We start from the raw sequence: 23297 nt of genomic DNA, 5'->3' as shown, positions 1-23297 counted from the left end.
CTTATTACATTGTCGTTGAAAAAGAGCTTGATAATGAAAAAAGTATATTTCTAGCGGCACTTATGCTCCTTGTCATCCTTGTAGCGGTGCTTTTTATCGTCTATTTTTTATATCTAAGTAGCGTTAAGCCTTATAAAGAGTTTCAAAAGTATATGAACAACTTCTTTAATGACGCCATGCATGAGCTAAAGACTCCACTTGGTGTAGCTGGTATGAATCTTGAGATGCTTGGGCTTGAAAACAAGTATATAACTCGCATCAAAAACGCCCTAAAACAGATGCAAATAACCTACGAAGATGTCGAGTATTTCATAAAGCGAGGCTACATAAAATTTCCACTTGAGCGGCTAAATTTGGGCGAATATATAATAGAGCGAGTGAAATTTCTCTCAAGCGTGGCCGATGTCAAACACATCGAGATAAAGACAAATTTAGAAGACGATGTATTTACTATGCTAAGCAAGGTCGAAGCTCAGCGCATCATCGATAACACCATCACAAACGCCATAAAATACAGCCAAAAGGAGAGCGAGATACTAATAAATTTAAGCTTTGAGGATGAGCGCATAAAGCTTAGTGTGCAAGACTTTGGCAAGGGGATAAAGGACGTCAAAAAGGTCTGGAAAAGATACGTCAGAGAGGATGAAATCCAAGGTGGCTTTGGCCTTGGGCTAAATATCGTCAGTGAAATTTGCCAAAAACATGACATTTTATACGGCGTTGATAGCGTCTACGGCGAGGGCAGCACCTTTTATTATAAATTTAAACGAGCTTAAATTAAGCATAAAAGCGTAAAATGAAGCCTTAAATTTAGAAGGAAAAACTTTGGATAGAATCGTTGAAATCGAAAAAGTAAGCTTTGAAAATGACTTTGAAGTCTCGCTTAGACCGACAAAATTTGAAGACTATATCGGACAAGAAAAGATCAAGCAAAATTTAGACGTCTTTATAAAAGCAGCCAAAAAGCGAAATGAGTGCCTAGATCACGTGCTATTTTACGGCCCTCCAGGACTTGGTAAAACAACCCTTGCTCACATCATAGCAAACGAAATGGGCGTAAGTATCAAAATGACTGCGGCCCCAATGATAGAAAAGAGTGGTGACCTGGCGGCGATCCTTACAAATTTACAAGAGGGCGACGTGCTTTTTATCGACGAGATCCACCGCCTAAGCCCAGCCATTGAAGAGGTGCTCTATCCTGCGATGGAGGACTTTAGGCTTGATATCATCATAGGCTCAGGACCGGCTGCCCAGACCATCAAGATAGACCTGCCAAAATTTACGCTAATAGGTGCAACGACACGTGCTGGCATGATCTCAGCGCCTTTAAGGGACCGCTTTGGAATGGACTTTAGGCTGCAGTTTTATACAAGTAGCGAGCTAAGCCGTATTGTGCAGATCGCCTCAGCTAAGCTTGGCAAAGAGTGCGACAAAAATGCCTCTTTAGAGATCGCCAAACGCTCACGTGCCACGCCTAGGATTGCTCTTAGGCTATTAAAAAGGATTCGCGACTTTGCCGAGGTAAATGACGAGCAAATCATCAGCCACGAGCGTGCAAAAGAGGGACTTAACGCACTTGGTGTAAATTCGCTTGGATTTGATGAGATGGATATTAGGTATTTAGAAATTTTGATGCAAGCAAGGCGCCGTCCTATGGGTCTTAGTACGATTGCTGCGGCACTTAGCGAGGACGAGGGCACGGTTGAGGACGTCATCGAGCCATATCTGCTTGCAAATGGCTTTATCGAGCGCACCGCAAAGGGTAGGATCGCAAGTGCGAAGTGCTTTGAGACCTTTAACATCAAGATCGATATCGAAAAAGGGCTTTTTGAGTAGCGAAATTTAAATTTGGAGCAAAAATGGGTGAGCCACATCTTTGTCCTAAGTGCGAGCAAAGGACGATTTACTTTGATGGGATCTGCTATGATTGCAGGCAAAAAGAGAAGCTGAAGTTTTATCAAGGTTTAAGCGAGGCTGAGATTAAGCAAAAGCTAAAAAATGTCCTAGCTCACACAGACGATATAGGCAAATATGATGAAATTTATAGCGATCTTGTCTATATTTTCTACCTGCACGGAATTTGCGACGAGCAGATAATAAGAGAAGTGACCAAAGAGTGTGAATACTACCCATTTGAAATTTATAAAAACGCCACAAGCGACGTGAGAGATGAGCTCATAAATAGTCTAAATGGCGCTGAAAATATCGTAAAAATAAATCATATCCTTTGTGCACTTGCATGGCAGGGCGATGAGGTGGTGAGGGAGCTATTTTTTAAGCTCTATAATGCGCCAAAGCCTTGGAAGGCAAAGCTTCACGTCGATACTGATGCATACGCTCAGGTTGCTGGCTGGAGCTTTGACGAGAGTGGTAAGAGAAGAAGCCTAGTTTTTGATAAGTGTTTTACATGTGGGCCAAGCCAAAACGCAGATGCAAGCGTTAAATTTAAAGCACTAAGCGATGAAAAATGTAAATTTTGTAGCGGTGAGATGCTGGAATTTATCATCAAAAAAGAGAGCTTAAAACGACTTGGCTTAGAGCTTAAAAACGACGCTGTGCTTAAATTTTGTCCAACATGCATTGGTCTTGTGCAGTATTTTTGCCAAAATGACGGCAATAGCGTGCAAACAGAGGTAGTGGGCGAGGGCGAGAGTGATGACTATTTAAGAGATGCTGTGGCAACGCTTGATGGGCAAAAATTTGAGCTAGCTAGCGAGGTTTGCGCTCACTACTCGTATATGATAGATAGCGAAATTTTGCTTGGTGGATATCCGCAGTGGGAGCAAGATGCTGAGTATTTAAAATGTCCAAAATGTAGCAAAAGCATGAAATATCTAGCACAAATTCCTCTTGGAAGTCTAGTAGATGGCGAGGGAACTATATATATTCAAATATGTGATGAATGTGAGATCGTCGGGGCAAATTTTCAGTGCACGTAAAAGGCTAAATTTGTAGGAGCTTTTGAGCTAGAAATTTTGCATAAAACTATAAATTTATCTAAATTTACTAAGCGCCAGTAGCATGCTAAAAATGTCAAAAGCCTAGCCACACTTGCTGGCTTTGCAAGCTTGATGGTAAAGAGATTGAGCAAATTTGGGAAGCAAATTAGCAGCTTTGATAAATTTGCTATAATTACCCCATTTTAAGGGAGCGAGATGAACAATAGACTATTTTTTGGAATTTTTGTATTTTGTGCTTTGGCTTTGGTGGTCTATCTTTTTAAACCATATCTGCTTGATATTTTTATCGCTGCACTGCTTGCTGTCGCGGTTTCAAATGTCCAAATCGCGTTTTTATCGCTCACTAAAAACCGCAAGACGCTTTCATCGGCTCTTACCACATCTGTGCTTCTTTGCTTATTTATCGCCCCACTTCTTTATGCGGTGGTTGAGATCGCAAAATACGCAGCTGGCTTTGATATAAACAATGTCACAAAGACTATCGAATTTATCAAAAATTATGATTTTAGGATGCCTGAGTCGATAAATTTTTTAGAGCCAAAGATAAAAGAATTTATCGGTGGACTTGATATTAAGATGCTTTTTTCTCAACTTGCGACAAATCTTGCAAGTCTAGGTAAGTTAAGCCTTAAATTTGGCGTTGATATGATCATTATTTTGGTCTTTTTCTTCTTTTGCAATCTTTATGGCAATGAACTAATCAGCTATCTAAAATATGCACTTCCGCTAAAGCAAGATGACACAGAATCTATTTTAAGCGAAGTTGGCAACGTGATGAGTGTGGTTTTTTACTCAACCATTGCAAATATGATTATTCAGGGCTTTTTATTTGCTATTATCACAAGCTTTTACGGCTATGACGGCGTGCTAACTGGCATCTTTTTTAGCTTTGCTTCGCTTATTCCAGTTGTTGGCGGTATTTTGGCATGGGGGCCTATTAGCATTTATGAGTTTGCAAATGGCAACATAGCAGCAGCGATAACTATCGCAATTTATACGATCGTAGTGATCTCATTTGCAGCTGATACGCTTTTAAAGCCACTTGTTATTAAATTTATAAACTCGAAGCTGGTTAAAATACCAACAAAAATAAATGAACTTCTTATATTCTTTGCGATGCTTGCAGGTATCACGACATTTGGGTTTTGGGGCGTGATCCTTGGACCAGCGATCGTGACATTTTTTATCTCGACTATCAAGCTTTATACGCTTTTAAGAGAGAGAAATTTTGTATAAAAAATAGGAACAAATATGATCTATGAAGATAAATTTATAAAAATCGAGCGTGAAGACAACGAACTTCCATGGATAAAAATTTTTACCATTAAGCCATTTCGTGAGTTAAGCGATTGCGATGAAGCGAGTAGGGCAAGGCTATTTGAAGCGATGCTAGTAGCTGAAAAGGCGATGCTTGAGTTTTATAAACCAACCAAAATAAACATTGCAAGCTTTGGCAACTACGTGCCACACGTGCATATTCATGTTATTGCTAGATTTAGTAATGACTCATTTTTTCCAGATAGCGTTTGGGCTAATCCAAAAAGAAAAAGCGAGCTTGCGTTGCCAGAATTTGATAAATTTGCAAAATTTTTAGAAGAAAAGTTAAGGGCTAGTTTTGAATAAATATAAAAAATATTTTAATGTCTATATCGTTTTTATCTTTATCATAGTACTTGGAGGGCTTTTTTACTTTCTTTACAGCTCTTATATGGCTGAAAAAATGCAAAATAATATGCGAGTCTTTTTTGATTACCAGGTAAAACAGCTTAATAAAGGTATAGATGATGAGAAATTTTCATCAATGGCGATCTCTATCTTACTTGCTCAAAATGAATCCATACAAATGTGCTTGCTAGGGCAAAGTCGCGACGAATGTATAAAAAATATCGAAAATTTAACCAAAACCCTTGGCGCAGCTTCGATGTATAACAACATTAAGCTTCACATTTATGATAAAGATCTAAAAAGCTATGTAAGGAGTTGGGATCTAAACAGATATGGCGATATGATCGCTAGTAGTAGGTTTTTAGTGCAAGAGTCAAGGCATCAAAACAAGCCCATGGTCGGCATCGAGGCGTGGTATGCTGGAACGCATATAAGGGCTGTCTCAAACGTAATACGTGATGGTAAAATTATTGGTAACATCGAGGTTTTGTTAAATTTTGACTCACTTGGAAATTATTTTAAAAAGCAAGGAATTGATCTATTTGTTCTTTTGGCAAAAGACAAGATGCCATCTCGTAAAAGCATTCCAAGTGATCAAATTTTAAATGATTATTACATCGAAAATTTAAGCAGTGCAAATTTAAACATAGTAGGTTTTTTGCGTGATATTAATTTTAAAGAATATGAATTTTACGTTTATAAAACGCACTACTTTTGCGTGGTACCACTAATAGATGCTAGCAACACACAAATAGGCTATTATGTGCTTCATGTAAATACCAATGAAAAAGAGCGAAATATTTCACAAAATTATTTTGAGTCAGAAGAACTCTTTTAGATTCTATTTATCTGATAAATTTTTGTATTTATAGTGTAAATAAAAAGAATGGTGGAAGCGAGGGGGATCGAACCCCTGTCCAAAAACAAAATGCATACAGCCTCTACACGCTTAGCAAAAGTGAAAATTTCATCTAAAAAGGCTCACTTCCCAAAACCAAAATTTAGACTAAGACTAAAATTTCAGCTAGCAAGCAGTCACTTTGCGAACCTACTCTAGCTAAATTGCTTGCTTTTGTCCTAGCTAGAATTAGACTAAGCAAGGCTCAACTGAACTTACGCAGCTTTAGCGTAAGCAGGAGCGAAATTAACGTTGTTTGCGTTTAAATTTAATTTGAGCTTTTTACGCTTTGCTCAAAGCGACGTGCCACCGTATACACTCTGCTCCTGTCGAAGCCAAGTCGCTCCCAAAAAATAAAATGGTTAGTGAATTATTTAGTTAAGTTTTGCAGGCACATCAATGATTTTTGGCTCAAGAACACTAAAATATTCAAAATCGTTCTCGACGTCATCTTTGTATTTATTAAACTGATCGCTAATAAGTAGCAACCAATCTATAAATTTATCATTTGCTGGACCCTTTAGACTTCTTGCCTCTTGAGCTATCTCTTCAGCTAAAGTTGTAAGCTTTAATATCGGATCAAGATGCATGAATCCTGCTGCTGATTTAATATTATGAAAAATCCTAGTAAGCTCTAAGATACTATCTTTATATTTATCAGCTCTTCCTAAATTTATTATCAAAGGCTCGAGTAAATCGCACATTAAAGCATAGTGAGATAAAAATTCTTCAACTATGTCATAAGAGTAATCTATTTCAAGCCTTTTTAATATACCCATTTTTATGTCCTTAAGAAATTGGCGTAATTGTAGCAAAAATTTGATAAAATTGTTAGCCTTTTAGGTAAAATCCTTGGAGCTTGCAATGAAAAATGAAAAAACTCAGAAGAAAAAACTAAGCATAAGTGATATAAAAAACAAAAAAGGTATTGAACCTATTGTAATGATAACTGCCTATGATGCGTTATTTGCTAAACTTTTTGATGATTATGCTGATATTATTTTGGTTGGCGATAGCTTAAATATGAGTTTTAATATGCAAGAAAGTACGATAAGTGCGGATATGAATACCATGCTTTATCATACAAAGGCCGTTTGTAACGGAGCTAAAAATACTTTTATCATGGCTGATATGCCATTTGGTAGCTACACAAATGAAAAGCAAGCAATAAAAAATGCGATGAAATTTTTTAAACAGACAAATGCCGATGCGGTAAAGCTCGAAGTTGGCATGCACCAAGTAAATTTAGTAAAGCGCCTTTGTGAAGAGGGCATAAACGTTATGGCTCACATTGGCTTAAAGCCTCAGTTTTATAAATTTGAAGGTGGATATAAGATAAAAGGCAGAAGCGAGATAGAGGCAAAAAGGCTAGTTGAAGAGGCTTTGGCATTTGAGCAAGCTGGAGCGTTTGGTATCTTGCTTGAAGGTACGATGAGTAGTGTGGGTAGCGAGATAACAAAGCAAGTTCATGTACCAGTTATTGGTATCGGATCTGGAGTAAACGTCGATGGACAAGTGCTTGTATGGTCTGATATGCTTGGGTTTTTTGAAGACTTTAAACCAAAATTTGTAAAACGCTATCTTGATGGAGCGGATATTGTAAGAAAGAGCGTGCAATCCTACGCAAATGATGTAAAAGGCAAAATTTTCCCAAGTGAAGAATTTTGCTATTAGGATGATTAATATCCGCGTTAAATAAAAAGCGCCAAAAGGCTATCTATTTAAATTTCTTTATAGCCCTTTATATCAAGACCAAAACCTGCAAGGCTTACAAATTCTTTATTTTTACTTGAGCTTAAAAGCTCAATTTCACTTATGCCAAAATACTTTAAAATTTGTGCCCCAATGCCATAATCTTTTTGTGAGCTTGCATCGCTTTTATTGCTGTCTAAAAATAGCAACACTCCGCCATTTTTACTTAAAAAATCCAACGACTTTAATAAATTATCAAATTTATCTCCGCTTAAAAGCTCATGGTCTTTGCTTATTTTTTGAAATTTTACATTAGTTTGCACTTTTATCTCTCCGAAAACATAGGCAGCGTGATTTTTATTTTCGTGATCTTTTATGCCATATCTTTTTGCTTCAAAACCACAGATTTTTACACTCTTTGCGGGCGAAACCTCTATTAAGCTTTCGTGGCTAAGTCTGTATTCTACTAATTCAGAAACGCTTATCATATTTAGGTTAAATTTTTTACAGAATTCCTCCAGATAATCACGTCTTGCCATTGTGCCATCTTCTTTTACGATCTCGCAAATAGCTGCCATTGGACTAACGCCAGCAAGTTTGCAAAGATCAACTGATCCTTCAGTATGACCTGTGCGAACGAGGACGCCACCTTTTTTTGCAATAAGCGGAAATATGTGCCCAGGCCTTACAAAATTTTCAGGCACTGAATCAATACTGGCAGCAAGTCTAATCGTCATATCACGCTCATAAGCACTTACGCCTGTCGTTGCCTCCTTTGCGTCAATTGTGACAGTAAATGCGGTTTCGTGACTGGATGTATTTTTAGAAACCATTAGCGGCAAATCAAGTCTTTTTGCATTTGCTTCATCCATTGCAAGGCAAAGCACACCTTTTGCATGGGTGATCGCAAAATTTACCTTTTGCATATCGCTGCTTGCCGCTGAAAAGACCAAGTCTCCTTCATTCTCACGGTCCTCATCATCGACCATAATTACCATTTTGCCATTTTTTATATCTTCAATCGCTTTTAATACATTTTCAAATGCCATAAATTTCCCTTATTAAATTTTTACGATTATATTGATTTTTTGATAACTTAGAGATAAAAATATTAATTTTGATTTGTCTTGTATCAATTATTTAGAAATTTTAGAAAAGATTTATTTTTAAATATATGTGATTTGGTAGCGATAAATTAGATTTTATTGTTCAATTTATTTTATACATAAATTTTAAAAATATAAATTTTCAATAAAAGAAACTTGCTTTAAGAATTATAGTAACAGTGAAAATGAAAGTCAAAGAATAAATGATGGCGCAGCGGACGGGGCTCGAACCCGCGACCTCCGCCGTGACAGGGCGGCATTCTAACCAACTGAACTACCGCTGCACCTAAAATGGTGGTCGCTATAAGACTCGAACTTATGACATCCACCTTGTAAGGGTGGCGCTCTACCAACTGAGCTAAGCGACCTAAAATTTAAAAAATATCTGGCGACCCTTAGAGGATTTGAACCTCTGTTTCTACACAGAGAAAGTAGAGTCCTGAGCCACTAGACGAAAGGGTCATAAACCCAAAAATGGTGTCCTGCGTTGGATTCGAACCAACGGCCCCCTCATTAAAAGTGAGATGCTCTACCGACTGAGCTAGCAAGACATTTATTTAAAAAAGAATTGAAATTATACAAAAAACATTATTACATGTCAAGAAAAGGATGTTTAAAATTTGTTTTTAGCTAACATGGTTGCATGGTTAGGTTGGTTTGGCATCAATAAGTTTTCAAAATAAAATATCCCATCAAGCCCACTTGCAAGATATGCGGACACCAAATGGATGAATATTGGATTTACTAAGATATGTTTTTATTATAAAGTTTTTCTATATTAAGTATCTTACTTTTTAGCCTCATGCGAACAGTTATTGCTATACGATAGATGATGCGTAATTCGTTGTAAAAATTGTGAATAATATGGATCAACTATATTGATTGTACATATGGCTAAATAAATTATTTTGAACTAATAAATTGATGCTATAGAGTTATTTAAAGACAGCATATATTTGAGATATTCACCTGAATAAATTCTAATTGTCTCGTGTAAGTTAAACCAAAATTATAGATAGTACTTGAAAAATATTTTAAACTGCAGTCAATAAATAAAAATCTATAAGAACATAAATCTAGGATATTTAAGATTAGGATTAAACCCCATTAATAGGGGTTTAATAAATTAAATAATTATAGTCCATCAAAAGGATTTGAAACTACATCTTTGCGATCTACTATGTAAGGTATAATAGCTGCATGACGAGCTCTTTTGATCGCTTTTTCTACCATTTCTTGATGTCTTTTTGATGTGCCAGTTAAACGTCTTGGCATGATTTTAAATCTCTCTGATAAACAATACTTTAAAAGAGAAGTATCTTTATAATCTATAAAATCAATTTTTGCTTCTGTAAATTTGCAATATTTACGTGAATATTTTCTTTTTTCTGCCATTTTCTATCCTTTAAATTAAAACGGTATTTCGTTGTCGCCATCAAAATTATCGGCGTCAATGTTTATATCAGGGATTTTCTCCTCATAGTACTCTTCTTGTGCTTTTTTATTTTGTGGTTGCGTTTGCTGTCTTTGTGGTGCTGAATTTTGATATCCACCATTGCCATAGCTATTAGTTGAACCATTATTTCGTTGTTGTGAGTACGAACTATTTTGATTAAATCCACCTTGACTTTGTCCATTAGCTCCGCTATTTCCGCCAAGCATCTCCATATTTTCAACTACGATTGAGTGCTTTGAGCGGTTTTGTCCATTATTGTCGGTCCATTGATCAAATTTTAATCTTCCTTCAATCAGAAGCTTAGAGCCTTTGCTTAAATATTGATTTGCTATCTCAGCTGATTTGCCAAAGAATGATATGTCAATAAAGCATGTCTCTTCACGTTTTTCGCCGTTAGTATTAAATTTTCTAGTAACAGCAATACCGGAATTTCCTATAGCAGATCCACTAGTAGTGTATCTTAGCTCGATATCTCTTGTTAAATTCCCAACTAGTACTACTTTATTGAACATTTTTTATCCTTGATTATTCTTCTGTAAAAGTTTGCTCGTCTACTTTTTCAACTCTTGGCTCACGCGGTGCTCTTGGCTCACGAGGCTCTTTTTTTATAGTTTGTTTGATACCTTTGCAAAGTCTTTCCCAAGCTGCGATTTCGCGTTTATTTTCATATTTAACGCTTAAAAATCTTATTATATCTTCAGTGATCCTTACATTTCTCGTAAGCTCTGCAAGAAGTGCTGGTGGTGCTTTGTAATAGATAACAAAATATGTTCCACGCTCATATTTTTTGATGGTATAAGCTAGTTTTCTAGTGCCCATCTCAACGACAGTAGCGATTTCGCCGCCATTTTTTGTTATAACTTCTTTTACGAAGTCAACTTTAGCTTTAACTTCCTCTTCCGTTAATGTCGGCTTAAGAATAAATAAAAGCTCGTAATGTTTCATTTCTTCTCCTTATGGATATTTAGCTCACTTTGTGAGCAAGGATTTTGCTTTAAGCAAGGGTGGATTCTAGCTTAAAGTTACTTAATATTTGCTGTTGATATAAGATGTTGCAAATTTAAAATAGTTGATAATGCAAAAATTTCTTTATCCATTTTTATGTTTGTTTTTAGCTCTAGCTCGGCTAAATTTAGCGTTTTAAATATCTCCAAATAGGTATTTAAATTTAGTTTTAAGCTATTTGCTTTTAATAAATTTGCGACATTTACAGGCGGTTGATAACCAATCGCCTCATCTAAATTTAAGCGGCCATTTATCTTTATATAAGAGTAAATTTTAAATAGCCTAAAAAATGCTTTGTAAAGTGAGTTTAGAAGTAAAATTTCATTAAAATTCGGATCTTCTAGATAGGTAAAAAAGTCGTTTTTTATGTCTTTTAGAGCCATAAATTTGTTAAAAAAATCATCAAAATTTATCACGCCAAGTCCAAAAACTAGCCTTTTTACATCATCTTGTTCGATGTGTGTGTTTAGGCTCTTTAACTTTGTTAGCTCGCTTGCTGCAAGGTATAAATTTTCATTATGCGTAAAGTAAAGTTCATAAAGTGCGTTTTTGGTTATGTTTAGGCCTATTTTGGCTGAGCTTTTAGCTAGTAAATTTATCGCTTCATCTGGAGTTGAGGGCTTAAAAAATCTAGCAAAATTTGCCCCAAATGCCTTTTGCGTATCAAAAAGTAGTTTCATATCGGACTCATAAAGCTCAAACAAAAAGTAGTTGTCACGACTTTTTGAGCAAAGCGATATGAGCTCTTTTAGCTCTTTTGCTGGGATCTTTTTGTCGCTTTTTACATAGAGGATATTTTTGCCGCCAAAAAGTGACTGCTCGCTTAGGTGAGAGCTTGCTTGAGCGTAGTTATACTCGTCAAAATAAAGGCTTAATAAATTTGCGTCTTCGCTTGAGTAAAAGCTCAAAATTTCTTTGCCAAAAAGTTCGATCTGAAACTCATCCGCTCCAAAAAGCAAGAAATAGTTGCTTAAATTTGCATTTGCTAAATTTAGCTCCAAATCTTTTCTATACATCGATCTTTCTTACCACTTTTGCAAAAATTTTAGCGCTTGCGATATCGGCCTCTGTGATCTTTACAACGAGCTTTTGAAGTAAATTTGCGCTGTATCCAGTGATGAAAATCCTAGCTCCAACAAAATAATCATCAAGCTTAGCGACCAAGACATTTTGGTTTTCGCTCACGTAGCAACGCACCTCTTTTCCAATGTTTGCGGCTGCCCAGCGTGCAAATTTCCTATCCATAAAGTCGTAGGCTACCTTGTCAGCTTCTCTTTCGAGCTCGCTTAAATTTGCGCAGGTGCTTTGGATGTTTAAAAGCAAGAAGTTGTAAAGCTTCTCATCTTTTAAAATTTTAGCCTTTAAAAGCCTATGTAAAATAAGGTCGGAATAGCGTCTAATAGGGCTTGTGAAGTGCGTGTATCTGTCAAATCCAAGCCCAAAGTGGCCTAAATTTTCACTTGAGTACTCAGCTTTTTTTTGAGACTTGATGATGAGCTTATCTATCTCTTCGCGGTTGCCCAGTTCATCGGCTTTTATTTGGATCTTTCTTATCAAATTTGCAAGGTCACTCTCGTAGGTAAAGTCAAGCCCCAAAAGTTGCAAATCTTCAAGCAAGGTATCTATCTTTTTAAAATCAGGCGAAGCGTGGTTTCTAAAAACACCCTTTGTGATGAGCTTTGCGGCGGCTTTATTTGCTAAAAGCATGCAGTCCTCGACAAGTCTATGTGAGTCGGAGTCACTTTCAAATCTAGTTTGTAAAATTTGACCCTCTTCATCAAGGCTCATTCTAAGCTCTTTTGTCCTAAAGTCAAATGCGTGCAAAAGCCTTTTTTTGCGAAGCTTTGTGGTGAGTTTAAAAAGTGGCTTGATCCATGAAATTTCACACTCTCTCTTGCCTTCTAAAATTTCATCGATCTCGTCGTAGTTAAAGCGCCTTTTTGAAAGGATGATCGTCTCAAAAAGCTCCTCTTTTTTTACCTCATTATTCGCATCAAGTGAAATTTTAAAACAAAATGCAAGGCGCGGTACATTTGGCTTTAGCGAGCAGATATTTTCACTAAGCGCGCGCGGTAACATCGGCACTGAGATGTGCGGAAAGTAGATAGAAAAGCCTCTTTTTTTAGCCTCGCTGTCAATAGCGCTATATGCGGTCACATACTCGCTTACATCAGCGATTGCGACGTAAATTTCACGCTTTTTCTCATCAAAATATATGGCATCGTCAAAGTCTTTGGCATCGACTGGATCGATCGTGCAAAACTCTAGATTTCTTAGATCAATTCTGTTTGGATACATGCTAGCATCGACTTCATCACCAAAAGCCTTTGCTTCAAGCTCGCAAGCCTCGCTAAATTTATCATTTTTATTATAAATGGCAAGCGAAATTTTCTCATCGCTTAGTGGATCTTCTAAATTTCCTAAAACCTCGACTATTTCGTTATTTAGGTTGTTTACCTTAAGTAGCGTCCCAAGTGGGAGCATCTTTAGGCTTTTTTGCGTCGCTTTTAAGGTCGTGCTTAGTCCAGTTTTTAAATTTACTCCTAAAATGGCCGCTCCAAAGCGTTTTGTATAGACCACACTTGTCTCATTTGCAAGCTTTAGACTCATTACTATCTTAGCGCTTTGGCGTTTTTTCTTAAGCGGCAAAAGCTTTGCTAACACTATATCGCCAAGGTGTGAATTGTTTAAATTTTTATTTTCAACAATGATGTCTTGCTTGAAGCGTTTATCAAACGGCATGATAAAGCCAGTTGCGTTTTGGCTGATGTCTAGCTTGCCACAGACGTATCCATTGTTTAGATAAAATTTATCTTTATGAGAGCTTACGGCACCAAGATTTAAGAGATTTCGTAAAATCTCTTTATCTTCGTTTGAAACTTCTTTTTCCTTGATGCCAACTAGTAGTGAGGTTAGAAATTCTTTCACAAATTATCTTTGACTTTAGCAACAGCCATTAAAAACGTATCATGTCCAAAGCCGTATTCGTCAAGAAGGGGTAGAGTATTTTGTATGCTTATATCATCAAGTTGATTAAAGATATTTACAGCTGTTTTTATCACTTTTAGGGCTTTTGCGTAATCTTTTATATGATCTGGTGCCTCTTCTGGATTATTTGAATAGAATATTGAGCTGCTAAGCTCTGTCTCAAGGTTCCATTGTTCAAAAATTTTAGCTGTAACTTCTTCATTTGACATATCTAAAATTTCTGTTTCAAATAGGGCAAGATCGATTGGGCTAGATATATTTTTAAGTTTTTCTCTAAATTCGACGTCTTGTTTATTTTCAGCTAATTCATGAGCAAGAACTATCTTGCCAATCTCAAGCATAAATGAAGCTGGAGAGAGAATTTCTAGACTTTTAGGATTAACTTTAGAATGCCAATTGTACATCAGTGCATTTTGTATTATCGAGATATTTAAAAAATCTTGTGTAGTAATGCCATAAGGCTCTAAATTTATAGAAAAACTCTTTTTAATCGTACTTGAAAGCGCAAAACCTCGAATAGTAGCCATACCAAAAAGAGAAATAGCTCTTGCGATGGTTGTGATCTCTTGAGAAAACCCATAAAGTGGAGAGTTTGCTGAACGCAAGATATTTGCTGTTAGCATCGGATCCTTTTCGACGACTTTTGTAAGATCACTTATTGAGCTGTTTTCGTCCGCATGTAAGCGTTGAATTTGTATAACTGTGTCATCTAATGGTGGAAGTGCTTTGATTTTTTTAAAAACTGATTCATTCATTGAGTTATCTCTTTTTTTGAAATTTCAGCGTATTTTATCAAAATAAATTATCATAAAACTTAAAAAGAGTTTCTATATATTTCAGCCGAATTTTTGCTGGCTAAAGTTATAATTTTGCCAAATTTTAATAATAGGAGTAACAATGGCTATAAATGTTTATTATGATAAAGACTGTGATTTAAGCCTTATTCAAAGTAAAAAAGTAGCAATCATCGGCTTTGGCTCACAAGGTCATGCACATGCTGAAAATTTAAGAGATAATGGTGTAAGCGTTGTGATTGGCCTTTCAAAAGGTGGCAAAAGCTGGGCAAAAGCTGAAGCAAAAGGCTTTGAGGTAAAAACCGTAAGCGAAGCTACAAAGGGCGCTGATGTGGTTATGATTTTAACTCCAGATGAGCTTCAAGCAGAAATTTATAAAAACGAGATTGAGCCAAATTTAAAAGATCATGCTGCTATCGCATTTGGACATGGTTTTAATGTTCATTTTGGTCAAATCAAAGCTCCAGCAAATATAGATGTCATCATGATCGCTCCAAAAGCTCCAGGACATACAGTTAGAAGCGAATTTGTAAGAGGTGGTGGCATACCTGATCTTATCGCTGTTGAGCAAAATGCAAGTGGAAAGGCAAAAGAGATCGCTCTAAGCTATGCTTGCGGTATAGGTGGCGGTAGAACTGGCATCATTGAGACAACATTTAAAGATGAAACTGAAACAGATTTGTTTGGTGAGCAAGCTGTTCTTTGTGGCGGTCTTTGCGCGCTAGTAAATGCTGGTTTTGATACGCTTGTAGAGGCTGGATATGAGCCTGAGATGGCGTATTTTGAATGCTTGCACGAGCTAAAACTAATCGTTGATTTGATGTATCAAGGCGGTATGGCCGATATGCGTTACTCTATCTCAAATACAGCTGAATACGGTGATTACGTAAGCGGTGTAAGAGTGGTTGGCGAAGAGAGCAGAAAAGCTATGAAGGAAGTTTTAAAAGAGATTCAAAATGGTAAATTTGCAAAAGACTTCATCCTAGAGAGAAAAGCGGGTTATGTTAGAATGAACGCTGAACGCGGTATAGCTGAGAGAAGTTTGCTAAATCAAACTGGCAAAAAACTTCGTGCGATGATGCCTTGGATAACTAACGGCAAACTTATAGATCAAAATAAAAACTAAGCCTTGAGCGAAAAAAAGATTACAAAGAAGCGACCTGCAAAAAAAAGTACAGGTCGCTTTCACAACAAAACCTATCTTGGTATCGGCATTATTGCAGCTATTTTGATAATAGCACTTAGCGTAGCTCTCAGTATAAAAAATAATGGTGCAGAACAGATAAGCAAAACAAATGAGCCAAAGATAGAGAAACAAATCCTAAAAAAAGCTGAGCCAAAGGTTGCTAGTAAAGAGAAAAAACAAGAATACGAAAAGAGAAAATACCCTCTAAAATTTGATGAAGATGAAAATTTAAGTAAAATTTTTACCGATCCTAAGCATAAAAGTGAGCTTGCTTTAAATTCAAAAGTTGAGCCAAAAGAGCAAAAAAAGATAGCTGAAGTAAAGAGTGAAGCCAAAAAAGAAGAGATAAAAAAAGAGCAAAACGATACTAAAAATTTACTCGCAAATTATAAAAATACAGAACCTAGCGTAATAGAAAATGAACAAAAGATAGAGCCATTTTATAGCTCAAAAACCGAACAAAAAACCGAGCTAAAATCTCAAAATTTTGAAGTAAAAGTCGATCAAAATAAAAGCACTGAAATAGAAAAAAAAGAGAAAATTAAAAGCGAGAACACAAAAGTCGAGCCAGCTAAAAAAGCTGAAAATTTAACTACCAAAAAGATAGAAAAAACAAAATACGAAGAAAAAAATATAAAAAAAGATAGCTTTGAAGCGGTACCTTTTATGCCAAACGCCAGCATAAAAGGGCGCGCAAAGCTCGTCATTATAATAGACGATGTGGCGACATTTGAACATGCAAGTATGATAAAATCGCTTGGCTTAAAAATTACGCCGTCTATTTTTCCAGCGACAAAGACTCATCCAGATACGCCAAATATCGCAAGAACATTTGAGTTTTACATGATACATCTTCCGATGCAAGCAAAGCACTTTGATAGCCCAGAGATAGGAACTCTTACGATCAACGAGAGTTTTGAGAGCATGCACGAAAAGATAAAAAAGATACGCAAAGACTTCCCACGTGCAAAATACACAAACAACCACACAGGATCACGCTTTACAAGCGATTTTGACGCTATGGATAAGGCTTATAGGGCGCTGATAGAGCAGGGCTTTGTCTTTGTTGACAGCAAAACTATCGCTCAAACCGCAGTAGCAAGAGCTGCAAAAAAACATAATCAGCCATACATCTCAAGGGATATATTTTTAGACGACGATCCATCTGCCGTAGCTGTTAGGCGTGAGCTTGTGGTTGCTGTAAATTTGGCTAAAAAAAGAGGCTACGCGATTGCCATTGGGCATCCAAAGAAAAATACGATTGCAGTGATAAAAGAGAGCAAAAATAATCTTTTAAAAGATGTTGATGTTGTTTATTTAAAAGATATTTTATGAGACTTGACTTTATCCCAGAGCCGTTAAATAGACTAAAAAATCCACCAAAACAGCTAAATTTTATCGGAGATACTTCGCTTTTATCTTTGCCAAAGATCGCAGTTGTTGGCTCAAGAAAGGCAAGTGTTTATACAAAAGAGTGCGTCACAGCACTTTGTACAGCACTAAAAAGTGCAAACGTCTGTGTGGTAAGTGGCGGAGCTATCGGCGTTGATATCGCGGCTCATAAAGCTGCTATTCCACGAACGATTGGTATTTTTGCGAGCGGACTTGACACCATCTATCCAAGCCAAAATAAAGTGGCGATAAATGAAATTTACACCAAAGCCTTGGCACTTAGTGAGTATGATGAAGGTGAGCCGCCACTTGCTTATAGATTTTTGGAGCGAAATCGCATAGTTGTAGGGCTTTGTGAAGCTCTAGTCGTCGCACAAGCTGATTTTAAAAGTGGCTCTATGCAAAGTGCAAGGCTTGCAAATGAGCTTAAAATTCCAGTTTATGTACTGCCACAGCGCATGGGCGAAAGCGATGGAACAAATTTTTTGCTTGCAAATAAAAAAGCCGAGCTTATTGATGACTATCATAAATTTGCTTCACTTTTTGGCGAGATAAAAGAGCAAGAAAAGACTAGTGACGAGATTTTAGAATTTTGTGAAAATGGCGTAAGCCTTGATGAAGTTTTGGCAAAATTTGGCGATATCATCTATGAGTATGAGCTTGAGGGGCTAGTTGAAATTTCAAATCTAAGAGTAAAGAGCGTGCTATGAGAGAGAAATTTATAGCCATTGATGTTGGACTAAAGCGAATAGGACTTGCCTTTGGTTTTGGCGAGATCGTGACTCCGCTTGAGCCAGTGCTTAGAAAAAATAGAAATCAAGCCGCAAGAGATGTGAGCCAAAAGGTAAATGAATATGCCCCAGATACTCTAGTGGTTGGCGTGCCAATCGGCGGTAGTAGCGAAGATGAGATGAGAAGACGCATCGAGCATTTTGTCTCACTTCTTGATGTAAAGGCAAATATCGTCTATCAAGATGAGGCCTTTAGTAGCAGTGAAGCTAGTGAAATTTATACCAATACAAGACGAGATGGCAGGCTAGATAGCATTTCAGCCACTATTATTTTAAAAAGATATCTTAGGATAAATTAAAATTAAAAAGTAAAAATCGGTCTATTTTTCGAGCGAATTTTTAAAAGCTAACTGAAAGCTATCTGTGCTAAAAGGCTGCTTTAATACTGTGACATTATTTGGCAGATCGTTAGCCGACTCATCGTTTTTGCAAATGGTTACAATACGAAAATTTTTAATATTTTTAAACTCAAGTATATCTTCTAGCATCGCTTCATTTTTTAAAATTTTACTATCGATAAAAATAACAAATGGGGTAAAAATAGAATCTTTTATATGTCTCATTAGATTGCTAATGTCGTTTTTGCCGATAACCTTTAGACCTAAAAAATTTATCTGAGCACTAATGGTGTCAAATAAAGCATCGTCATCGCAAGCGACTAAGATATTTGTATTTGTTTGATTTTTGATATTTATTTGTCTCTGGATAGCTCTATCGCCCGTTAGTGCCGCGCTAAAAGATATTAAAAATTCTCCATCATTATGAGAGATCATAGATTCATTTGCTTTTTTTAGATAGTTATTTATCTTGCTGAGGTAGTAGTGACTTGGTCTCATTACGCTATGGCTAGATTTTATCTTAATGTCAAAATGTACAGATTTAGGACTATAATTTTTAAGTTGAAAGAGAATGTAAATGTCTGCATATTCGGTAGAGTAAAGGAAAAATTTGCAAATATTTTCAAGTGTTTTTATGAGATTTGTAGCATCAAATTTTAAAAACCTTGGATAACTTGGATCGTAACTAAAAATGATGGAATTTTTAGTGTCTTGCGCATCTTGGTATATGGCGCTAAGAAAAATTTCCATTCTGTTTATGATATCGATAGGTTTATCTTTCATATTATCAACATCCCGTCGCCGTATGAGTAAAATCTATACTTTTCATCAACTGCCGTTTTATAAATCCTCATCGTCTCTTCAAGCCCTATAAAGCTGGTAACTAGCATTATTAGAGTTGATTTTGGTAGGTGAAAATTTGTAAGAAGGTAGTTTTGCCTGATAGGCTTATTATTTAGGTTTAAAAATAGCTTGCAAAAGCCGCTTGTTTGCTTGCTTCTTGCAAATTCTTCAACACATCTAGTAACCGTCGTGCCAACGCCAAGGATTGGTTTATTAGAATTTATAATCTCTTGAGCTTGCTCGCTTAGCTCGTAAAATTCTGAGTGCATTTTGTGGTCATTTATATTTTGGCACTCCACACCTTTAAATGTCCCAGCGCCAACGTGAAGCGTAATGTAGGCGACTTCATGCTTTGCTTTTATCTGCTCTAACATTTGTTCACTTATGTGAAGGCTAGCTGTCGGAGCTGCTACCGCACCGCTATTTTTAGCAAATATGCTTTGATACCAGCTCTCATCATCCTTTGTATCAGCTCTTTTAATGTATGGCGGAAGCGGGACGTGACCAATCTTTTCAAGCTCACTAAAAAGGTGAACATTATCAAGCAAAACGCCATTTTGCGTAAAATTTACCACTCTTGCGCCATCATCATTTAGCTCAAGGACATTGACTTTTAGATTATCAGGAAAATTTAAAACGCTACCGACACTTACTCTGCCCCTTATATAGACGCTAAATTTATTCTCGCCTATGGGCTGATTTAGCATCACTTCGCAAGCCCCACCGCTTTCTTTTTGTCCTAAAATACGAGCTTTGATAACTTTTGTGTTATTAAAAATGACCGCTGCGTCCTCTGGGATGAGGCTGGAGAGATCTTTAAATTTGTAGTGTTTTATCTTTTTTGTATTTTTAAAATAGACGAGCAATCTTGCCTCTTCTTTTGGCAAAACTGGCTCTTTTGCGATGAGCTCTTCAGGCAAAAAATAATCATAACTTGAGACGTCGTTTATATTACTCATCGCTTGCTACGTCGCTGTTTTGTTCTTCTTTTTCGTCTTCATCGTCGCTCTTGTTAGCTCTTTTGGCGACGATTATTGAAATTCCATAAAGTCCGATGAGAGGTAGTGCCATTAAGACTTGACTTATTACGTCAGGTGGTGTAACGATAGCTGCAAAGATAAAGATGATAACAACAGCGTATCTGAAGTAATCTTTTAGCATTTTGTCATCGACAAGTCCGATCTTTGCTAGAAAAAATGTAATGACTGGTAGCTCAAATGAAATTCCAAAGCCAATTAGTAGTTTTGCAAAAAAGCCAACATACTCGCCAATGCTTGGTAATGCCGTAAAGAGCTGGCCACCAAAATTTACCAAAAATGCAAAGCCAAGTGGGATGACCACGTAGTAACAAAACGCCGCCCCGCACGCAAACATAAATGAAGCTGAGATAACAAATGGGATCACATATTTTTTTTCATTGTCATAAAGTCCAGGTGCGACAAATAGCCAAAACTGCCAAAAAATGATAGGTAGCGCGATCACGACACCAGCAAAAAATGCAACCTTCATCGCTGTAAAAAAGGGCTCTTGAATTTGAGTAAATATGATATTTGAGCCAGCTGGCAATACCTGTTTTAGCGGTTCGCTCATCCATGCAAGCAGCGGGTTCCAAAACGTAAAGCAGATGCCAAAGCAGACAAAAACGCTTACTATGCTTATAAAAAGTCTCTTTCTAAGTTCGATTAAATGGGGTCTTAGCTCTTCAAACATTACGCCTCTTTTTTATCGTTTAAGATCGCATCTTTAACTAAATTTGTTGGATTTTGTATATTTTCTACCGTTTTTTTCGTGTCGCTTACGACGTTTTGTATGCTTTCAGTGACATCGCTTGCGCTTTTCTTGATCTCGTCAAGCTCTTCAAAAGTAAGCTTTTTGCGCACATTCTGCGTGCTTTTAGTTATGCTTTCTTTGTATTTTTGGGCATCTTCTTTTAGCTCTGCTATCTTCATTTCTTGATCAAATGTTGATTTTGCGTCGTTTATGCCTTTTTTAAACATTTTTAGAAATTTTGCAATCTGAACCATCGCGCTTGGCAGCTTGTCAGGACCTAAAACTAACACTGCAATAATGGCGATAACTAAGATTTCAGAAAAACTCATTCCAAACATTTTTGCCTCTATTAAATTTTATTTAAGCTTTGTATTTTATCTTGACTTTGCTCAAAATTTTATAAATTTAGCCCTCGATAAAGAGTGCGATTTCGTCGCTTAGTAAGAAATTCGGATTGTAAAATTTACTATTTTTAAAGAGCAGTTTTTCATTTTCCACAAGCAGATTTGCTCTTTTTTTCTGAGCCTCACTTAAGCGTCCAGCCTCCACGCCAACTATGCTTCTAAGCCCTAAAAATATATGCTCTCTTACTAATTCACTTTGGCTTAAAATTTCTTTTTCTCTGTAAGTTGGTTGCGAGATGTAGGCATCTATGCTATTTTTGGCGTAGTATCTGATGCCGTCCACGAAGCCCACGCTATAAGCACCCACGCCAAGGTAGTTTTTGCCTTGCCAGTAGCCAAGATTATGTTTGCAAATTTGCCCGAAATTTGAAATTTCATACTGCCCAAAGCCAGCAAGCCCAATTTGCTCTATCATAAATTTAGTCAAAGTGTCGCTATCTTTTTTATAGTTTTTTTTGCCAGCAAATGGAGTGTTTTCTTCAAGTGTGAGCGAGTAAGCACTTAGGTGCGTGATAGCAAGGCTTTTTAAATTTTCAGTTTCAGCCAAAAGGCGCTTTTTAGTGTCAAATTTGGTGTCATAGATGAGGTCTAGATTTATATTGCTAAAGCCAGCTGTCCTGGCATTTTCAACTGCTTTAAAAATTTGCTCTCTGCTGTGAATGCGCCCAAGAAATTTTAGCTTATCTTCAAAAAAACTTTGAGCGCCAAAGCTTATGCGATTTGCGCCTAAATTTTTAACATGCTTTAGCCAAGCAAGGCTTGCTGAGTTTGGATTTGCCTCGAGAGTGATCTCGGTTTTAGTCGTGCAAAGAGGCGCTAAAATGCTAAAAATTTCATCATAAAATTTAGCATTTACCGCACTTGGTGTGCCGCCACCAAAAAAGATAGTAGAAATTTCTTTTACATTTTGGTTTTTTAGCTGAAAATTTAGATCAAGGTAAAGTGCCTTAAAATAGGCGCTAACCTTGTTAAATTCGTCATCGCTTGAGCCAAAAGCACAGTAGGGACATTTGCTTTCACAAAATGGCACGTGGATATAAACTTGCAAATTTCTCTCTTTTTAAAATTTTGGCGATTATAAGAAATTTGGCATTTATAGCAGTTTAAAAGTAGCTTTTGGTCTTTAAGAGTTTGCTTGGCAAAAAGCCAAAATTTATCTTAAAAATTTTTGCAAAATGTGCAGTATTTGCGTAGCCTACGATATTTGCGGCTTCTTTTATGCTGATATCATTTTGCTCTAAAAGAGTAAAAGCTAGCTTTAGACGCTCTTTTGCTAAGAGTTGATAGATCGTATCTTTGAAAAATAGCTTAAAATTTTTCTTTAGCCAAAAGTCATTTGTGCCACAAAGATGAGCTAGCTCTTTGATGCTTGGAGGATTTTGCATACGACTTAACAAGATCATTTTAGCCTTTAAAAGAGTCTTTTCTTCATCTCTACTAAGTGAAATTTCGCTCTCTTTTCGTATTTTACTTTTATAAATAAGCTCTAAAATTTTTGACTCGGTAAAAATTTCCCTCATCGCGCCTTCATATAAATTTGTCGTATCAAGTTCATTTAAAACGCAAATTTGAGCTAAATCTTTTTTGTGTTTTAATAGCTCAAATTTATCATCAAATCTAAGTCCAGCAAATATCTCAAGCTTATTTGCATAGCTTTCGTCAAAAAGTAGTGTTTTTGTCTTATAAAATTTATTTTGATACTCAAAGACACCTTTAAAATCATCATTAACAAGCCCAATGCAAAATTCATCTTTGTTTAAAATATACTCTTTTCTATCAAGCTTAAAGCAAAGATCGTTTTTATCCTCATTAAACATTAAAAATAGGTATTTTTTAGACTTGTGGCGATCTCTTTTTATCTTGCCATTACATAAAATTTCACTTTTTAGATAGCTGATGCCACTGCTTTGCTTGAAAAATTCTACGCTTACTTGTTTTTCCTTTTGAGATATTTTGCTAGTCCCATATTTTTTGTCTAAATTTATCATTTTATCCCTCAAGCGTTAAAT

Annotated in this window: 25 protein-coding genes, 4 tRNA genes and 1 other RNA gene; 11 read left to right on the top strand and 19 right to left on the bottom strand. The window is 36.5% G+C overall.

Features of this window, described 5'->3' with window-relative positions; translation table 11 throughout:
- From A3854_RS08690 to A3854_RS08665, 6 genes are all read left to right on the top strand, one after another.
- A partial coding sequence (locus A3854_RS08690) for a sensor histidine kinase (RefSeq protein WP_257639907.1) occupies window positions 1–776 on the top strand: 776 nt, incomplete at its 5' end.
- A gap of 49 nt (window positions 777–825) precedes the next feature.
- Window positions 826–1836, top strand: coding sequence for a Holliday junction branch migration DNA helicase RuvB (ruvB, locus tag A3854_RS08685; protein WP_072595167.1), 1011 nt, complete (start codon window positions 826–828; stop codon window positions 1834–1836).
- Window positions 1837–1859: 23 nt separating this feature from the next.
- Window positions 1860–2939, top strand: a complete 1080-nt coding sequence (locus A3854_RS08680) for a cytochrome C (protein WP_084042134.1) — start codon at window positions 1860–1862, stop codon at window positions 2937–2939.
- A gap of 216 nt (window positions 2940–3155) precedes the next feature.
- Window positions 3156–4196, top strand: a complete 1041-nt coding sequence (locus tag A3854_RS08675) for an AI-2E family transporter (RefSeq protein WP_084042133.1) — start codon at window positions 3156–3158, stop codon at window positions 4194–4196.
- A 15-nt stretch (window positions 4197–4211) separates the two neighbouring features.
- On the top strand, window positions 4212–4583 hold the full coding sequence (locus A3854_RS08670) for an HIT family protein (protein WP_084042132.1): 372 nt from the start codon (window positions 4212–4214) through the stop codon (window positions 4581–4583).
- Window positions 4576–5463 carry a cache domain-containing protein gene (locus A3854_RS08665; RefSeq protein ID WP_084042131.1) on the top strand — a complete coding sequence of 296 codons (888 nt, stop codon included), beginning with the start codon at window positions 4576–4578 and terminating at the stop codon, window positions 5461–5463. Before A3854_RS08670 ends, A3854_RS08665 begins: the two co-directional genes overlap by 8 nt.
- Before the next feature lie 49 nt (window positions 5464–5512).
- Here the strand turns inward: A3854_RS08665 and ssrA are convergent.
- Window positions 5513–5871: a transfer-messenger RNA gene (gene ssrA, locus A3854_RS08660) on the bottom strand.
- 26 nt (window positions 5872–5897) lie between these two features.
- A complete protein-coding gene (locus A3854_RS08655) occupies window positions 5898–6302 on the bottom strand; it encodes a phosphorelay protein (RefSeq protein ID WP_084042130.1) in 405 nt (134 codons plus the stop codon).
- Between the two features lie 85 nt (window positions 6303–6387).
- On the opposite strand from A3854_RS08655, the gene panB reads away from it, so the two are divergent.
- Window positions 6388–7197: a 3-methyl-2-oxobutanoate hydroxymethyltransferase gene (gene panB, locus A3854_RS08650; RefSeq protein WP_084042129.1), complete on the top strand. Its 810-nt coding sequence runs from the start codon at window positions 6388–6390 to the stop codon at window positions 7195–7197.
- A 47-nt stretch (window positions 7198–7244) separates the two neighbouring features.
- Here panB and A3854_RS08645 read toward each other — a convergent pair whose 3' ends face one another.
- From A3854_RS08645 to A3854_RS08595, 11 genes are all read right to left on the bottom strand, one after another.
- Window positions 7245–8264, bottom strand: a complete 1020-nt coding sequence (locus tag A3854_RS08645; protein ID WP_084042128.1) for a bifunctional 3,4-dihydroxy-2-butanone 4-phosphate synthase/GTP cyclohydrolase II — start codon at window positions 8262–8264, stop codon at window positions 7245–7247.
- A gap of 264 nt (window positions 8265–8528) precedes the next feature.
- Window positions 8529–8605 (bottom strand) — tRNA-Asp (locus A3854_RS08640).
- Between the two features lie 8 nt (window positions 8606–8613).
- Window positions 8614–8689 (bottom strand) — tRNA-Val (locus A3854_RS08635).
- Window positions 8690–8707: 18 nt separating this feature from the next.
- Window positions 8708–8783: transfer RNA gene (locus A3854_RS08630), tRNA-Glu, on the bottom strand.
- A gap of 13 nt (window positions 8784–8796) precedes the next feature.
- Window positions 8797–8872: transfer RNA gene (locus tag A3854_RS08625), tRNA-Lys, on the bottom strand.
- Between the two features lie 583 nt (window positions 8873–9455).
- Window positions 9456–9716, bottom strand: coding sequence for a 30S ribosomal protein S18 (gene rpsR / locus A3854_RS08620; protein ID WP_021091467.1), 261 nt, complete (start codon window positions 9714–9716; stop codon window positions 9456–9458).
- Between the two features lie 15 nt (window positions 9717–9731).
- Entirely contained in the window at window positions 9732–10289 is a 558-nt protein-coding gene (locus A3854_RS08615; protein ID WP_084042127.1) for a single-stranded DNA-binding protein, read from the bottom strand.
- A gap of 13 nt (window positions 10290–10302) precedes the next feature.
- Window positions 10303–10722 (bottom strand): 30S ribosomal protein S6, encoded by a 420-nt coding sequence (rpsF, locus tag A3854_RS08610; RefSeq protein ID WP_021091458.1) that lies wholly within the window; start codon window positions 10720–10722, stop codon window positions 10303–10305.
- 77 nt (window positions 10723–10799) lie between these two features.
- Complete coding sequence (gene holA / locus A3854_RS08605) at window positions 10800–11798, bottom strand: DNA polymerase III subunit delta (protein ID WP_084042126.1); 999 nt, start codon at window positions 11796–11798, stop codon at window positions 10800–10802.
- On the bottom strand, window positions 11791–13710 hold the full coding sequence (locus tag A3854_RS08600; RefSeq protein WP_084042125.1) for an RNB domain-containing ribonuclease: 1920 nt from the start codon (window positions 13708–13710) through the stop codon (window positions 11791–11793). The genes holA and A3854_RS08600 overlap by 8 nt, the downstream gene beginning before the upstream one ends.
- The gene (locus tag A3854_RS08595) at window positions 13707–14525 is read right to left on the bottom strand and encodes an HDOD domain-containing protein (RefSeq protein WP_084042124.1); all 819 of its coding nucleotides are present in this window, start codon (window positions 14523–14525) and stop codon (window positions 13707–13709) included. The genes A3854_RS08600 and A3854_RS08595 overlap by 4 nt, the downstream gene beginning before the upstream one ends.
- Window positions 14526–14667: 142 nt before the next feature.
- Between A3854_RS08595 and ilvC the strand changes: the two genes are divergently transcribed.
- From ilvC to ruvX, 4 genes are read left to right on the top strand one after another with little or no spacing between them, the layout of a single operon-like run.
- Window positions 14668–15690 carry a ketol-acid reductoisomerase gene (gene ilvC / locus A3854_RS08590; protein WP_054196937.1) on the top strand — a complete coding sequence of 341 codons (1023 nt, stop codon included), beginning with the start codon at window positions 14668–14670 and terminating at the stop codon, window positions 15688–15690.
- Window positions 15691–15693: 3 nt separating this feature from the next.
- Entirely contained in the window at window positions 15694–17085 is a 1392-nt protein-coding gene (locus A3854_RS08585; RefSeq protein ID WP_084042123.1) for a divergent polysaccharide deacetylase family protein, read from the top strand.
- Complete coding sequence (locus tag A3854_RS08580) at window positions 17082–17852, top strand: DNA-processing protein DprA (RefSeq protein WP_084042122.1); 771 nt, start codon at window positions 17082–17084, stop codon at window positions 17850–17852. Before A3854_RS08585 ends, A3854_RS08580 begins: the two co-directional genes overlap by 4 nt.
- The gene (gene ruvX / locus A3854_RS08575) at window positions 17849–18232 is read left to right on the top strand and encodes a Holliday junction resolvase RuvX (RefSeq protein ID WP_084042121.1); all 384 of its coding nucleotides are present in this window, start codon (window positions 17849–17851) and stop codon (window positions 18230–18232) included. The genes A3854_RS08580 and ruvX overlap by 4 nt, the downstream gene beginning before the upstream one ends.
- 21 nt (window positions 18233–18253) lie before the next feature.
- On the opposite strand, the gene A3854_RS08570 is transcribed toward ruvX, so the two are convergent.
- The 6 genes from A3854_RS08570 to A3854_RS08540 all read right to left on the bottom strand — a co-directional run bounded on the left by A3854_RS08570 (window position 18254) and on the right by A3854_RS08540 (window position 23276).
- On the bottom strand, window positions 18254–19054 hold the full coding sequence (locus A3854_RS08570) for a hypothetical protein (protein ID WP_084042120.1): 801 nt from the start codon (window positions 19052–19054) through the stop codon (window positions 18254–18256).
- Complete coding sequence (queA, locus tag A3854_RS08565; RefSeq protein ID WP_084042119.1) at window positions 19051–20073, bottom strand: tRNA preQ1(34) S-adenosylmethionine ribosyltransferase-isomerase QueA; 1023 nt, start codon at window positions 20071–20073, stop codon at window positions 19051–19053. The genes A3854_RS08570 and queA overlap by 4 nt, the downstream gene beginning before the upstream one ends.
- Complete coding sequence (tatC, locus tag A3854_RS08560) at window positions 20066–20824, bottom strand: twin-arginine translocase subunit TatC (protein ID WP_084042118.1); 759 nt, start codon at window positions 20822–20824, stop codon at window positions 20066–20068. Before tatC ends, queA begins: the two co-directional genes overlap by 8 nt.
- On the bottom strand, window positions 20824–21222 hold the full coding sequence (gene tatB / locus A3854_RS08555; protein ID WP_084042117.1) for a Sec-independent protein translocase protein TatB: 399 nt from the start codon (window positions 21220–21222) through the stop codon (window positions 20824–20826). Before tatB ends, tatC begins: the two co-directional genes overlap by 1 nt.
- Before the next feature lie 67 nt (window positions 21223–21289).
- Complete coding sequence (gene hemW / locus A3854_RS08545; protein WP_084042116.1) at window positions 21290–22336, bottom strand: radical SAM family heme chaperone HemW; 1047 nt, start codon at window positions 22334–22336, stop codon at window positions 21290–21292.
- 55 nt (window positions 22337–22391) lie between these two features.
- On the bottom strand, window positions 22392–23276 hold the full coding sequence (locus A3854_RS08540; RefSeq protein WP_084042115.1) for a helix-turn-helix domain-containing protein: 885 nt from the start codon (window positions 23274–23276) through the stop codon (window positions 22392–22394).
- Window positions 23277–23297 lie beyond the last annotated feature (21 nt).

It is taken from the genome of Campylobacter concisus (genome assembly GCF_002092845.1).
Lineage (GTDB): Bacteria > Campylobacterota > Campylobacteria > Campylobacterales > Campylobacteraceae > Campylobacter_A > Campylobacter_A concisus_AQ.
Note: the sequence above shows the minus strand (reverse complement) of the source record. Positions and strands in the feature narration are given on the sequence as shown.

Bases quoted from the DNA above. Each gene is read 5' to 3' on its own strand.
- tatC (WP_084042118.1), bottom strand. From the start codon at position 20,824: ATGTTTGAAGAGCTAAGACCCCATTTAATCGAACTTAGAAAGAGACTT.
- ruvX (WP_084042121.1), top strand. From the start codon at position 17,849: ATGAGAGAGAAATTTATAGCCATTGATGTTGGACTAAAGCGAATAGGA.
- holA (WP_084042126.1), bottom strand. From the start codon at position 11,798: ATGTATAGAAAAGATTTGGAGCTAAATTTAGCAAATGCAAATTTAAGC.
- tatB (WP_084042117.1), bottom strand. From the start codon at position 21,222: ATGTTTGGAATGAGTTTTTCTGAAATCTTAGTTATCGCCATTATTGCA.
- panB (WP_084042129.1), top strand. From the start codon at position 6,388: ATGAAAAATGAAAAAACTCAGAAGAAAAAACTAAGCATAAGTGATATA.
- ilvC (WP_054196937.1), top strand. From the start codon at position 14,668: ATGGCTATAAATGTTTATTATGATAAAGACTGTGATTTAAGCCTTATT.
- A3854_RS08580 (WP_084042122.1), top strand. From the start codon at position 17,082: ATGAGACTTGACTTTATCCCAGAGCCGTTAAATAGACTAAAAAATCCA.
- A3854_RS08680 (WP_084042134.1), top strand. From the start codon at position 1,860: ATGGGTGAGCCACATCTTTGTCCTAAGTGCGAGCAAAGGACGATTTAC.
- A3854_RS08615 (WP_084042127.1), bottom strand. From the start codon at position 10,289: ATGTTCAATAAAGTAGTACTAGTTGGGAATTTAACAAGAGATATCGAG.
- A3854_RS08540 (WP_084042115.1), bottom strand. From the start codon at position 23,276: ATGATAAATTTAGACAAAAAATATGGGACTAGCAAAATATCTCAAAAG.
- A3854_RS08645 (WP_084042128.1), bottom strand. From the start codon at position 8,264: ATGGCATTTGAAAATGTATTAAAAGCGATTGAAGATATAAAAAATGGC.
- A3854_RS08595 (WP_084042124.1), bottom strand. From the start codon at position 14,525: ATGAATGAATCAGTTTTTAAAAAAATCAAAGCACTTCCACCATTAGAT.
- rpsR (WP_021091467.1), bottom strand. From the start codon at position 9,716: ATGGCAGAAAAAAGAAAATATTCACGTAAATATTGCAAATTTACAGAA.
- A3854_RS08675 (WP_084042133.1), top strand. From the start codon at position 3,156: ATGAACAATAGACTATTTTTTGGAATTTTTGTATTTTGTGCTTTGGCT.
- A3854_RS08670 (WP_084042132.1), top strand. From the start codon at position 4,212: ATGATCTATGAAGATAAATTTATAAAAATCGAGCGTGAAGACAACGAA.
- rpsF (WP_021091458.1), bottom strand. From the start codon at position 10,722: ATGAAACATTACGAGCTTTTATTTATTCTTAAGCCGACATTAACGGAA.
- A3854_RS08570 (WP_084042120.1), bottom strand. From the start codon at position 19,054: ATGAAAGATAAACCTATCGATATCATAAACAGAATGGAAATTTTTCTT.
- A3854_RS08655 (WP_084042130.1), bottom strand. From the start codon at position 6,302: ATGGGTATATTAAAAAGGCTTGAAATAGATTACTCTTATGACATAGTT.
- queA (WP_084042119.1), bottom strand. From the start codon at position 20,073: ATGAGTAATATAAACGACGTCTCAAGTTATGATTATTTTTTGCCTGAA.